The following is a 12,666-nucleotide window of genomic DNA, read 5'->3' as shown; positions in this document are numbered from 1 at the left end:
CCTTGTTAGAGTGAGCTGAGCCGTCATCCCTCCGATCAGGGGCACCATGAACATCCTCGACTTCTTCAAGGTCCTGCGCGCGAACCGTCTGGTGCTCCTGGTGTGCCTCACCGTGGGCGCCCTCGCCGGGCTCGTGTACTCCCTCCTTCAGCCCACGCTGTACACCGCCACCTCCACGGGGTTCGTCACCGTGCAGGGCGAGGCCAGCATCTCCGGCACGGAGACGGCCCAGACCCGGGCGCAGTCCTACATCCCGCTCATCAACAGCCGCACGGTGCGCGATCGCATCGCGCAGACCGAGGGCCTGGACACGCGGGGGGCCCGCCTCAGCGCCGAGGTGGTGGCCGGCTCGAACCTGATCACCGTGTCCGCGACGGCACCGGACGCCACGAACGCGGCCAACCTGGCCAACACGGCCCTCGTGGCGACGGCCGAGGTGGCCAACAACCTGGATCCGACCTCCAACGTGGAGGTCACGGCCTTGGAGGACGCCCTCGCACCCACCGTGCCTTCCAGCCCCAACCATCTCCGCAACATCCTGTACGGGCTGGCCATCGGTGGGCTCATCGGCCTGGCGATCGCCTTCCTGCGCCGGATGCTGGACGTGAACGTGCGCACCACCACGGACGCTCAGGTGGGCGCGGGCGCCGGCCTGCTGGGCGCAATCCCGCAGGACAAGACCTTGAAGGCCGAGCGCACCTCCCGCATCATGGAGCCCTCTCCCCGCGCGGCCGAGACCATCCGCCAGCTGCGCACCAACCTGCGCTTCGCCGCGGTGGACGACCCGCCGCGCACCATCGCCTTCACCAGCTCGAACCCCCGTGAGGGCAAGTCCACCGTCGTCGGCAACCTGGCCCTGGCCATCGCCGCGGCCGGCCAGCCGGTCATCCTCATCGACGCCGACCTGCGCCGCCCCCGCCAGGCCAGCCAGTTCGGCGTGGAGGGCCGCGTGGGCCTCTCCGAGGTCCTCAACGGGGACGTGGAGCTCCAGGACGTGCTGCATCCCGTGGGCGACGACGGCCTCCTGCTCCTGCCGGCCGGTCGCACGCCCCCGAACCCCTCCGAGCAGCTCGGCTCGGAGCGCATGCGCCAGCTCCTTGCGGCGCTGGCCGAGACGCACATGGTTCTCGTGGACGCCCCGCCGGTGCTCCCCGTGACCGACTCCACCCTGCTGGCCGCCGCCGTGGACGGCACGGTGCTGGTGGTCCGCCACGGCAAGACGCGCAAGGACCACCTCCAGGTGGCCAGGGACATGCTGGGCGGGGTGAACGCCCGCGTGCTCGGCGTGGTGCTCAACGGCACGCCCACCTCCGGCGTCGGCGCCGACTACTACGGCGGTGGCTACTCCGCGCATGGTGACTCGTACGACTCGTACTACCAGGCGCCGCGTCAGTCCCGGCTCGCCCGCTCAGGCCGCCGGGCCGCCCGGGTGGCACGCGATGCGTCCGCCCAGCCGACTCCCCCGCATCCGGAGGCTCCCGCGGCGGGATCGCACGCCGTCGGCTGACTTGGACCTGGGCCTTGTGGGTGGCGCCGGTTCCCCATCGAGGGGAACCGGCGCCGCCGTCTGCGCCCCAGTCCAGCGCGCACTGCCCATCCGTGGGGCGACGCGAGAGGGCCCCGCCGGGTGGCGGGGCCCTCCATCGAGAGTGCTGGAATCAGCAGCCCTGCGGCGGGGTGTCGTTGAAGCACACCTTGGGAACGACGATGACCTCGCAGTGATCGGTGTCGACCGGCTGGCCACCGACGAGAGAGACGTTGAAGGTGGCGTAGATGCAACCGGAGTCGTTCGCGGAGTTGCCGGTGTCGTTCACGACGAAGAACAACGGAAGCTTCTCACCGGGCTCGAGCGTCAGCAAGTCGCTGCCGGACTCGATCGGCACGCCACCCTTGCACGGATCGGCGGTGTAGAGCAGGGGGGCACCGGACTTGTTGCCGAACTTCGTGAACTCGATGTAGGCGGAACCGCCGGAGATCACGATGGTCTCGGAGGTGTCGTTGGTGAGGGTGACGTCGAAGCCGTAGGCCTGCTTGATGCCTTTGATCTTGCTGTTGCCCGGGAACTTGATGGCGCCGCCGACACCCGAGACCTCGGGGCAGATGACCGGCGACGCGGCAGCGAAGGGGGCCGCGGCAACCGCGGCCACGGCGGGGACGGACCAGGCGATGCCAGTGGTCACCTTGCGGCGGGAGATGGAAGAGGGGGTGTTCATGTGGAGCTCACTCAGGTCGGGTCGAGGTCTAGAGGGCCGGAACGCCGTCGAGGAGGTCCAGCCGTAGAGAGCCCTGCACCGCCGATACATGTGTTTCAGCTGTGGAGCTCCATTCAGGAGTCTAGACGCATACCACGGATGCCACTAGCGACCAGGTGGAAAACACGGTAACGAATCGGCAACATTCGGGCACCACCGCTCCCCACTCGCTCCACTAGTCTGAGATCTATGACCGGCGTCTCCTCTTCCTCCCAGGTCGATGCCGTGCCGCCCCTCGAGCTTCGCGCGCGCGTCCACCTGGCGCACGCGCGCATCGCGCACATCCTCGAGCAGAACGGGGTCCGCGGGCTTCACGTGAAGGGCTACGCCATGGATCTCGGCGTCTACCGCGAGGCTCGCTCCAGCTCGGACGTGGACCTCCTGGTCCACCCGTCGGAGGCGGAGCACGTCCTGGACCTGCTGACGGGCCAGGGCTGGAACACGGTCGCCGCGTTCTCGGAGGGCTCGATCTTCGAGCACGCCGCCACCCTGTGGCACGACCACCTCGGCTACGTGGACGTCCACCGGCTCTTCCCCGGGCTGGGATCCTCGGACGAGCGGACGTTCGAACAGCTCTGGGCCGAACACCGCACGCGCGTCATCGCCGGCAGGGCCGTGCCCGTCCCGAGCCTGCGCCACCAGCGCCTCATCGTGCTGGTGCACGGTGCGCGGGACCCCTACCGCGGCGCCGCCGACGTCGCCCACCTCCGCGAGACCCTCAGTGATCCCGAATGGACGGAGGTGCGCGAGCAGGCCGAGGTCCTCGGTGCGACGGCCGCGTGGCACGTGGCCACGGACGAGGACGCCGCCGGCATGGACGAGCACGACCTCACCCTCTTCACCGCGCTCCGTTCCCAGGAGAGCGGCATGCAGCTGTTCACCACGCGCTGGCGCGCGGCCGAGTCCACCCGCGAGCGGGCCGCGCTCGTGCTGCACACCCTCCCCGTGAACCGGCCCCACCTCCAGATGCGGCTCGGTCGCCCGCCGACGCGCGCGGACATCCTCCGCGAGCAGGCCCACCGCGCTGGCGCCCTGGCCGGATGGATCCGAGAGAAGGCCGTGTCCCGTGGCCGCTGAGCAGCTCCGACCCGCTGACACCGCGACCGCCGCCGCCGCCCCCGCCACGTGGCGCGTGGACCCAGACACCGCGTGGACGCGCACGGCGGACGACGACGCCGTCGTGATGGGCATGGCCGCGGGCATCCCGCTGCGCCTCAGCGCCACGGGTTCGCTCGTGTGGGAGGTCCTCGTCGAGGGCCGCACCCCGGCGGAGGACATCGCCGCTCCCCCGCTCACCCCGTGGACGGAGGAGGACCTCGTGGCCGAGGTCGCCCGCGCCGCCGGCATGGCCCCCGAGTCGATCGCCGCGGACGTCTCCGCCTTCCTCGCCCTGCTCGAGCAGCACGGCGTGGTCGCCCGGGCCTGAGCCCGGGGCTGAGCCCGCAGCCGCCCCGTCCGGCCGCGCCTCAGCCCGCGGCGCCCTCCGGCGCGAACACCGCGCTGACCACCTGGTCCGCCCACTCCAGGAGCGGGGCGTCCACGAGGTCCTGGCCCATGACCGGCTTGGTCTTGGGCCGTGGGATGAGCACGGCGTTGATCCCTGGCTTCACCTGGGCGCCCTTGTACATGCGGGCCAGGCGCAGCCGGCGGGACTCGGGCAGGTCCGCGGCGGGGCCGAACTTCACGTTCTGGCCCAGCAGCATCACCTCGGTGACGCCGGCGGCGCGCGCCCGGTTGCGGAACCGCGCCACCGCCACGAGGGCCTGGGCGGGCTCCGGCGGCTCGCCGTAGCGGTCCTTCATCTCCTCCACCACGGCGTCGATCGCGGCGTCGTCGTTGGCCTTGGCCAGCGCCCGGTACATCTCGAGGCGCAGCCGCTCCCCCGGCACGTAGTCGTGCGGCAGGTGCGCGTTGACGGGCAGCTCCACCTTCACCTCGGCGGGCGCGGTGTCCTCCTCGCCCTTGAAGTCGGCCACGGCCTCGCCCACCATGCGCAGGTAGAGGTCGAACCCCACGCCGGCGATGTGCCCGGACTGCTCGCCCCCCAGTAGGTTGCCGGCGCCGCGGATCTCGAGGTCCTTCATGGCCAGCTGCATGCCGGCGCCGAGCTCGTTGTGCAGGGCCACGGCCTTGAGCCGCTCGAGGGCCACCTCGCCGAGGGGCTTCTGCGGGTCGTAGAGGAAGTAGGCGTAGGCGCGCTCGCGCCCGCGGCCCACACGGCCGCGCAGCTGGTGCAGCTGGCTCAGGCCGTAGCGGTGCGCGTCCTCCACGATCAGGGTGTTGGCGTTGGCGATGTCCAGGCCGGTCTCGATGATCGTCGTGGAGACGAGCACGTCGAACTTCCGCTCCCAGAAGTCCACCATGATCTGCTCGAGGCGGGACTCGGTCATCTTGCCGTGGGCGACGGCGATCCGCGCCTCCGGCACGAGGTCCGCGATCCGCTTGGCCACCTTGTCGATCGTGGTGACGCGGTTGTGCACGTAGAACACCTGGCCCTCGCGCATGAGCTCGCGGCGGATGGCCGCGGTGACCTGCTGGTCCGTGTACGGGCCCACGGAGGTGAGCACGGGGTGCCGCTCCTCCGGGGCGGTGGCCAGCGTGGAGGTCTCGCGGATGCCCGTCAGGGACATCTCGAGGGTGCGCGGGATGGGCGTGGCGGACATGGCGAGCACGTCCACATTGGTGCGCATCTTCTTGAGCGCCTCCTTGTGCTCCACGCCGAAGCGCTGCTCCTCGTCCACGATCACGAGGCCCAGGTCCTTGAACTGCACCTGGTCCGAGAGCAGGCGGTGCGTGCCGATCACCACGTCCACCTCACCGGAGGCCAGCCCGGCGAGCACCTCCTTGGACTCCTTGGCGGTCTGGAAGCGGGAGAGCGCGGCCACCTGCACGGGGAAGCCGGCGAAGCGGTCCGTGAACGTCTCGTGGTGCTGGCGGGCCAGCAGCGTGGTGGGCACCAGCACGGCCACCTGCTTGCCGTCCTGCACCGCCTTGAACGCGGCGCGCACGGCCACCTCGGTCTTGCCGAAGCCGACGTCGCCGGAGACCAGGCGGTCCATGGGCACCTCGGCCTCCATGTCCTTCTTGACCTCCTCGATGGTGGTCAGCTGGTCCGGCGTCTCGATGAACGGGAACGCCTCCTCCAGCTCGCCCTGCCACGGGGTGTCCGGGCCGAAGGCGTGCCCGCGTGAGGCCATGCGCGCCGAGTAGAGGCGGATCAGCTCGCCCGCGATCTCCTTGGTGGCCCGCTTGGCCTTGGACTTCGTCTGCGCCCAGTCCGAGCCGCCCATCTTGGACAGCGCCGGCGCCTCGCCGCCCACGTAGGCGGTGATGAGGTCCAGCTGGTCCGTGGGCACGAACAGCCGGTCCCCCGGAGCACCCCGCTTGGAGGAGGCGTACTCCAGCACCAGGTACTCGCGGTAGGACTCCTCGGCCCCCGGCGCGGTGCGCGGCCCGCCGGTCACCTTGCGGCGCTGCAGCTCCACGAAGCGGGCGATCCCGTGCTGGGAGTGCACCACGTGGTCGCCGGGCTGCAGGGTCAGCGGGTCCACGGCGTTGCGCCGCTTGCGGGCCAGCGGCGCGCCCGCGGCGCGCGTGCCCTGCGTGCGGTGGCGGCCGAACAGGTCCTGCTCGGTGATCAGGGCCAGCTTGGCCTCGGGCACCGTGAAGCCCGTCCCGACGGCGGCCGCGGCCACCGTGACCTGGCCCGCCACGGGCACGGCGGGCACGGGACCGGTCACCACCGACGCGGTGAGCCCGGCGTCGGCGTGCAGCTCGGCGACTCGGCGGGCCGAGCCCGGGCCGTCCGTGAGCAGCACGGCATGCCAGCCCTCGGCGAGGCGCGTGCGCGTGTGGGCCACCATGGCGGCCATGTCCCCCGCGAAGGTCTTCGGCACGCCGAGTGAGGAGCGCAGGGTGGCGGCGTCCGGCAGGAGCTCCTCGTCCGAGGAGAGGGCGGTGGTGGACCAGAACCCCTGGCGCCGGGTCAGCGACTCCTCGCGCAGCTCGGCCACGGAGAGGAAGCCGCCGGCGGCGGACTGGTCGAGCTCGGCCAGGTCCACGGGAGCGGCCGCGCCCTGGGCGGCGCCGGCCCACGCGGCGTGGAGGAACTCCTCATTGGTGGCCAGCAGGTCGTCCGCACGTCCGCGGATGCGCTCGGGCTCCACGAGCACGGTGAGCGAGCCCTCCGGCAGCTGGGCCGGCACGGAGGTCATGGCCTCGGCCAGCAGCGGGGAGAGGGACTCCATGCCCTCCACGGCCACGCCCTCGGCGATCCGCTCGAGCATGTCCGCCGCCCCCGGCAGGCGCACCTGCAGCTCGCGGGCCTTGGCGCGCACGTGGTCCGTGATCAGCAGCTCGCGGCACGGCGGGGCGTGCAGCTCGGTGGGGTGGCCGGTGCCGTCGCCGGACGTGTCCTGGAGGGAGCGCTGGTCGGCCACGGAGAAGAAGCGCATCTGCTCCACCTCGTCCCCGAAGAACTCCACGCGCAGCGGGTGGTCCGCCGTCGGCGGGAACACGTCGATCAGCCCGCCGCGCACCGCGAACTCCCCGCGCCGGGACACCATGTCCACGCGGGCGTAGGCGGCGTCCGCGAGCGCGGCCACGGTCTCCTCGAAGTCCGCCTCCTGCCCCACGCGCAGGCTCACGGGGGCCAGGTCCCCGAGGCCGGCCACGAGCGGCTGGAGCACGGCGCGCACGGGGGCGACGACGACGCGCAGCGGCGGCTGCCCCTCCGCCTCCGGGTGGGCCAGGCGGCGCAGGACGGCCAGCCGGGCGCCCACGGTGTCCGAGCGCGGGGAGAGCCGCTCGTGCGGCAGGGTCTCCCACGAGGGGAACAGGGCGGCGGAGCCCGCGGGCATCCACGCGGCGAGGTCGGCCATGAGGTCCTCGGCCTCGCGCGTGGTGGCGGTGACCACCAGCACGGCCGCGTCGGCGGCGTGAGCCGTGCCCAGCGCGTCGGCGAGGAGGGCGAAGAGCGGGGCGCGGGCGCCGTCGGGCAGGCCGATCTCCAGCTCCGTGCCGCGCGCGTCCAGGGGGCGGGCGGCGGAGGCGACGGCGGCCTCGAACGCTCGCTCGCCGCCCAGCAGCGGCAGGAGTCCGGCGAGGACGGGGGCGGCCGCGCTCACGCGGTGGCCTCGGCGGCGTCGACGGCGGGCAGCTCGGTGGTCATGATGTCCCGGATCTCCTCGAGGAAGTCGAGCACGTCCTGCGCCCCGCCCACGGGGCCGCCCGCGGTGAGGCGGTCCGTGCCCAGCAGCACGGCCATGGGGAAGCGGGTCAGGCCGACGGCGGAGGCGGCCATGCCGCCCGGGTCCCCGAGGACGAGCTCCGGGGGGATGGCGCCGAGGCTCGCGGGGGTCAGGGCCTCGGGAGAGTGCTGGGGCATGAGCACGCGCAGCTGCACGGGGCCGAGGGCGCCCTGGAACTCGGGCAGGCGGGCGATCACGGAGGAGCACGATCCGCAGCCCGTGGAGAGGCGCAGCGCCACCACCGCGTGCTGGGAGACGATCTGGTGCAGGCCCACGTAATGGCCGTCCTGGATCACGACGGCGTCGCCGAAGGGCAGGCGCGGCGGGTCGTCGAGGTCGGCGTCGTCCGGGTGGGCACGGTCCGGGTGCGCGCCGTCATCGGCCGGGGGCACGGACTCGCGGCCCACCAGGAGCGCGGCGGCGGCGAGCAGCAGGACCACGACGAGGGCCCAGGCCCACGCGGCGGGGCCGAAGGCGTCCAGCGGGAGCCAGTTCACGGTGCCGCCGAGCCGCACGAGGGTGAGCACGCCCTCCGCCAGGGCCATGACGGCGAGCGCGAGGAAGAGGATGTTGCGGGCCACGGTGGTCCCGGAGATCGGCGCGGCCGAGGCCTCGCCGAAGCAGCCGCACGAGACGCCGTCGCCCTTGGCGCGCAGCACCAGGAGGAGGAACACCACGAACAGCGCGACGGCGGCCACGCCCACGAACGGGCGCAGCACGGTGAAGGGCTGCACGAGCCCCACGGCCAGGAGGAGCTCCAGGTACGGGAAGGCGCGGGCGAGCGCGGGGGCGTCGAAGGGACGCGGCACCTTGAGGCGCCGGAAGGTCTCCCCCACGTCCTCCCGGGAGCGCAGCGTGGCCACCCCGCTGCAGAGCATGATCACGGCCAGGGCCCACAGTGCCGGCATTCGGGCGCACCTTCTTCGAGGAGGGGGAGAGCGTGTGCGGAACGGGCGTCCGCGGGCCCCGGAGGCGCCGATGAGCGTGCCTCGCACCGCCCGGAACGCGACTGCCAGCATATAGGCTGAGGCGTCGACGCACGCCGCCCTCCCGGCGGCCGAACCCACAGGAGAGACCGTGGCCTTTTCCGCTCAGCAGTCCATTCCGCACCCCCCGGCCGCCGTGGCCGAGGCCCTCGTCTCCGAGGACTTCCACCGCTCCGTGGTGGAGTCCTTCGGCGGCGCGCTGGTCTCCTTCTCCGTGACCGGGTCCCCCGAGGGCGAGATGACCGTCACCACGGTGCGCTCCGCGCCCGCGGACCGCCTGCCGGACATGGCCCGCAAGGTCATCGGCGGCTCGCTGCAGGTGGAGCAGGTGGAGCGCTGGGGCGCCCCCGCCGCGGACGGCTCCCGCACCGGCACCACCACCATCACCGTCCCCGCCGCCAAGGCGACCGCGGACGGCACCCTGAGCCTGGCCGCCGCCGGCGAGGGCAGCCAGTTCGCCGTGGACGGCACCCTGGTGTGCAAGATCCCGCTGGTGGGCTCCAAGCTGGCCGCCAAGGCCGAGCCCATGGTCGGCAAGGTGGTGGACCGCCAGGCCCGCGCGATCACCGCGTGGATCGAGCGCGGCGGTCAGCCCTCCCAGGCCTGATGCCCCTTCCCCCCTTCCGCCTCACCCGGCCCGGGCCCGCTCCTGCCCCCCGCCGCTCCGCGCGGCATTCGGCGGGCGCGGCCCCGGGCGCCGTGCTCCTCGTGTGCACGGGGAACATCTGCCGCTCGGCCTATGGGGCGCACGCGCTCCAGGCAGAGCTCGACGCGCGGGTGCCCGGCCGGGTCGAGGTGGCCAGTCTGGGCACGGCTCCCGACCGGGCCCTCACGGTGCCCCCGCCCCTCCTGGAGATCGCGGAGCAGCGGGGCGTGCCCGGCTTGGCGGAGCACCGTCCCGCGCCGCTCGTGGCGCCCGCGGTGCAGCACGCCGACCTGGTGCTCGTGGCGTCCCAGCGGCACCGCCCCGCCGTGTTGCAGGACGCGCCCCGGGCCGCCCACCGCACCTTCACCGTGCTGGAGTTCGCCGCGATCCTGCGCGCGATCCGGAAGAGGGCGCAGGCCGGCGCGGAGGTGAGCGAGGACATCGCGGGGATCGAGCTCCCGGACCTGGTGGCCCGCGCGGGTCGCGAGCGCGCACGGGTGCGCGCGGGGGCCGGCGCACTGGACATCCGGGATCCGTACGGGCTCCCCGACTCGGCCTACGCCGAGATGGCCGACGTCATGGACCCCGCCATCGAGGAGATCGCCCGTGCGCTCACCCGGGCGCTGTCCCCCTCGGAGGGCTGAGCGCCGGCTCAGTGGAACGACTGCTGGGCGGCCTCCAGCCCGTCGGCCAGGAACTTCTCGACGGCGTCCGCGGCGCGGTCCACGTGGAAGGGCAGCGCCTTCTGCTCCTCGGAGGTGAAGGGACGCAGCACGAAGTCGGCCACGTCCATGCGGCCGGGCGGACGGCCGATGCCGGCGCGGACGCGGACGTAGTCCGGCGTGCCGATCGACCTGGTGATGGACTTCAGGCCGTTGTGGCCGCCCTCTCCCCCGCCGCGCTTCAGGCGCAGCGTGTCGAAGGGGATGTCCAGCTCGTCGTGCACCACCACGAGGTCCGCCGGCTCCAGGCCGTAGAACTTCAGGAGGGCGGACGTGGGGCCGCCGGAGGTGTTCATGTACCCGGTGGACATCGCGAGCACCACGCGGGGCCCACCGATGCCGAGCCGGCCCGTGGCCACCGCGGCGCCGGCCTTGTGGCGGGTGAACCCGCTTCCCATGCGGGAGGCGAGCTCACCCGCCACCATGTGGCCGATGTTGTGACGGGTGCGCTCGTACTCGGGCCCGGGGTTGCCGAGGCCCATGATCAGGTGCGTGCCCGTCACGGCGGATCAGTCCTCGGACTTCTCGGCGTCGCCCTCGGCGGGCTCGCCGCCCTCGGACTCGCCCTCGGCACCCTCGGCCGACTCCCCGCCCTCGGCGGCCTGCTCCTCCTGGACGGACTCGTCGCCCAGGTCCTGCTCGACGACCTCGGAGACGGTCGCGATGACGATCTCGTCGTCGAGCTGCAGCACGGAGCCGGCGGGGACCTGCACGTCGGTGGCGTACACGTGCTCGCCGGCCTCGCGGCCCTCGACGGAGATCGAGACGGACTCGGGCAGGTGCGTGGCCTCGGCCTCGACCGGCACGGTGGGGTAGTCGAGCACGTACTCGTTGCCCTGGGCGACCTCGCCCTCCACGTGCACGGTGACGTCCACGACGACCTTCTCGCCGCGGCGGACCTCGATGAGGTCCAGGTGCTCCACGGTGTCCTTCAGGGCGTGGCGCTGGATGTCCTTGGGGAGCACCATGTGCTCCTCGCCGGCCTCGCTCACCACGGTGAGCAGGGCGTTGGGGTTGCGGACGGCCAGCGTGGTCTCGCGGGCCGGCAGCAGCAGGTGGATGGGATCGGCGCCGTGGCCGTACACGACCGCGGGGATCTGGCCGGCGCGGCGGGCCTGGCGGGCGGCCCCCTTGCCGAAGTCGGTGCGGCGGGTGACCTTGATCTTGATCTTGTCAGACATGGTGTCCTCCTCTGGTGTTCTTGTCCCCACCCCGGGTGCGGGGCGCGGATGTGGCCAGGAAGGGTGCCGGGCCGTCGGGAGCGGAGCTCACCGGGACAGCGCGGCGGCCTCGTCGATCACGGAGCAGCGCTCCCTCGCCTGGGCAACCGGATCAGGATACCACCGGCGGTGGGAGAGCCGAGGCTGGAGCGGGCGACGGCGGTCGACGGCGGGCGATCCGAGGGGTCGAGCTGGAGACGCGCTCACGCGAGGCCGCGCAGCCGGTCCCGCCGCGCCTGCTCCACGATGCGGGCGGTGCGGGACGATGTCCCCGTCTGCGCCGTCTCCGCCTCGTGGGCGGCCAGGAGCAGGCCCATCCCCAGGGCGAGAGCTCCGTAGATCGTGATGAAGACCTCGCCGAGCTGGAGCGAGGTCACGAGGATGACGACCGCTGCAGCCTCCAGGGCCACCCGCGTCGGCGTGCGACGTGTCTGTGTGAACGGGCGCAGGCACACCAGGACATAGGCCCCCACCACGGTCAGGAGGAAGACCCAGCCGCCCTCCGTGATCAGCGCCCAGTAGGAGTTGTGGTAGAAGAACTGCCCCTGCTCCAGGTCGACGACGGCGGTGCTGAGCCCTGAGCCGTACCACGGGGCCGCGGCGGTCTTCGCCTGCGCCGCAGCATGGATCTGCTCGCGGAACCAGTCCGTTCCCGTGCGGTCCCCGAACACGGAGAGGGTGGCGAGGTTCTCCTCGGCGAAGGTCACCAGCTGGGCCATGCCCCACAGCAGGCCCAGCCGCATCACCCGGCCGAGGTACGGCGTCAGGAGGATCCACAGGGTGGCGCACGCGAGCGCCGCGAGCGACGTCCGGGAGCCGGTGAGGAACGTGAGCCCGAACGCCGCGGCCAGGATCGCGGCCTTCACCCACGTCCGCTGGACGGTTGAGACGAGGAGCGGCCCGATGAGCGCATAGAACAGCCCGGCGACGTTCTTGTCCCCCAGGAAGCCCGTCAGGTAGGAGCCGTAGTCCCGGGAGACGAGGCCGGCGTAGAAGAGCGGCACGTTGATCAGCCCGCCCATGGCCATGCCCTGCAGCAGCCCCCGTACGTCGAGGCGCTCCTCAGCGATGGCCACGATGAACAGCATGAGAACCATGATGCGCACGCCGCGCCGCAGCGGGTCGAGGTCGTTCATGAGGGTGACGACGACGAGATAGACGAGGAGCGCTGCCGCCGCCACCGCTACGAGCCCGAACCGGGAGAGGTCGCGCCGCGGCGGACGGAAGGCCGCCACCGCCAGCAGGAGGATGGCGCACATCTCGGGGAAGGGGATTCCGACGGTCCATCCGGGCACCGCCTCCATCATGAGGCCGGCTCCGAGCATCACGTCCAGGAGGCGGGGGGACGCGCTGGAGACCAGCGGGTTCCAGGCCGAGGCCGTCCACGCCGCCTGCGGAGCCGGGGCCAGGCCCGGGAGGCGCCTCGGGCGGCCAGACCGCGAGACACCCGCGGCCGCCCGGGATCCGTCGCCGCTGGTCAGGGTGAGATTCGTCACGGCGGCTGACGGCGGAGGGGTCGCGACCATGCGTCGGCACCCTTTCTTTCTGACGGCGGCGGGCTGACGCCCCTCAGCGTACTGGGCACGGTCGG

General features: G+C 72.8%; 11 protein-coding genes. 5 read left to right on the top strand and 6 right to left on the bottom strand.

Annotation, left to right across the window (positions count from 1 at the left end):
• The first annotated feature begins 46 nt into the window (after positions 1-46).
• Positions 47-1,507, top strand: coding sequence for a polysaccharide biosynthesis tyrosine autokinase (locus tag LG274_RS11145; RefSeq protein WP_404464479.1), 1,461 nt, complete (start codon positions 47-49; stop codon positions 1,505-1,507).
• Positions 1,508-1,658: 151 nt separating this feature from the next.
• On the opposite strand, the gene LG274_RS11140 is transcribed toward LG274_RS11145, so the two are convergent.
• On the bottom strand, positions 1,659-2,213 hold the full coding sequence (locus tag LG274_RS11140) for a hypothetical protein (RefSeq protein WP_248115490.1): 555 nt from the start codon (positions 2,211-2,213) through the stop codon (positions 1,659-1,661).
• Positions 2,214-2,441: 228 nt separating this feature from the next.
• Here LG274_RS11140 and LG274_RS11135 point away from each other — a divergent pair, with 228 nt between their 5' ends.
• Positions 2,442-3,329, top strand: coding sequence for a nucleotidyltransferase family protein (locus LG274_RS11135; RefSeq protein ID WP_404464477.1), 888 nt, complete (start codon positions 2,442-2,444; stop codon positions 3,327-3,329).
• Positions 3,319-3,678: a PqqD family protein gene (locus LG274_RS11130; RefSeq protein ID WP_404464474.1), complete on the top strand. Its 360-nt coding sequence runs from the start codon at positions 3,319-3,321 to the stop codon at positions 3,676-3,678. Before LG274_RS11135 ends, LG274_RS11130 begins: the two co-directional genes overlap by 11 nt.
• A 40-nt stretch (positions 3,679-3,718) precedes the next feature.
• Here the strand turns inward: LG274_RS11130 and mfd are convergent, their stop codons facing one another.
• Both mfd and LG274_RS11120 read right to left on the bottom strand, forming a co-directional pair.
• Positions 3,719-7,378: a transcription-repair coupling factor gene (gene mfd / locus LG274_RS11125; RefSeq protein ID WP_298714232.1), complete on the bottom strand. Its 3,660-nt coding sequence runs from the start codon at positions 7,376-7,378 to the stop codon at positions 3,719-3,721.
• On the bottom strand, positions 7,375-8,409 hold the full coding sequence (locus LG274_RS11120) for a MauE/DoxX family redox-associated membrane protein (RefSeq protein ID WP_404464470.1): 1,035 nt from the start codon (positions 8,407-8,409) through the stop codon (positions 7,375-7,377). Before LG274_RS11120 ends, mfd begins: the two co-directional genes overlap by 4 nt.
• Before the next feature lie 169 nt (positions 8,410-8,578).
• Here LG274_RS11120 and LG274_RS11115 point away from each other — a divergent pair, with 169 nt between their 5' ends.
• Both LG274_RS11115 and LG274_RS11110 read left to right on the top strand, forming a co-directional pair.
• The gene (locus tag LG274_RS11115) at positions 8,579-9,094 is read left to right on the top strand and encodes a DUF2505 domain-containing protein (RefSeq protein WP_248115486.1); all 516 of its coding nucleotides are present in this window, start codon (positions 8,579-8,581) and stop codon (positions 9,092-9,094) included.
• The gene (locus LG274_RS11110; protein WP_404464468.1) at positions 9,094-9,777 is read left to right on the top strand and encodes a phosphotyrosine protein phosphatase; all 684 of its coding nucleotides are present in this window, start codon (positions 9,094-9,096) and stop codon (positions 9,775-9,777) included. The genes LG274_RS11115 and LG274_RS11110 overlap by 1 nt, the downstream gene beginning before the upstream one ends.
• An 8-nt stretch (positions 9,778-9,785) precedes the next feature.
• Here LG274_RS11110 and pth read toward each other — a convergent pair whose 3' ends face one another.
• The 3 genes from pth to LG274_RS11095 all read right to left on the bottom strand — a co-directional run bounded on the left by pth (position 9,786) and on the right by LG274_RS11095 (position 12,601).
• Complete coding sequence (gene pth, locus LG274_RS11105; RefSeq protein WP_404464466.1) at positions 9,786-10,358, bottom strand: aminoacyl-tRNA hydrolase; 573 nt, start codon at positions 10,356-10,358, stop codon at positions 9,786-9,788.
• A 6-nt stretch (positions 10,359-10,364) separates the two neighbouring features.
• A complete protein-coding gene (locus LG274_RS11100) occupies positions 10,365-11,036 on the bottom strand; it encodes a 50S ribosomal protein L25/general stress protein Ctc (RefSeq protein ID WP_298714218.1) in 672 nt (223 codons plus the stop codon).
• A gap of 242 nt (positions 11,037-11,278) precedes the next feature.
• Positions 11,279-12,601, bottom strand: coding sequence for a hypothetical protein (locus tag LG274_RS11095; RefSeq protein WP_343282280.1), 1,323 nt, complete (start codon positions 12,599-12,601; stop codon positions 11,279-11,281).
• Positions 12,602-12,666 lie beyond the last annotated feature (65 nt).

It is taken from the genome of Micrococcus antarcticus, from assembly GCF_044872765.1.
Taxonomy (GTDB): Bacteria; Actinomycetota; Actinomycetes; order Actinomycetales; family Micrococcaceae; genus Micrococcus.
Note: the sequence above shows the minus strand (reverse complement) of the source record. Positions and strands in the feature narration are given on the sequence as shown.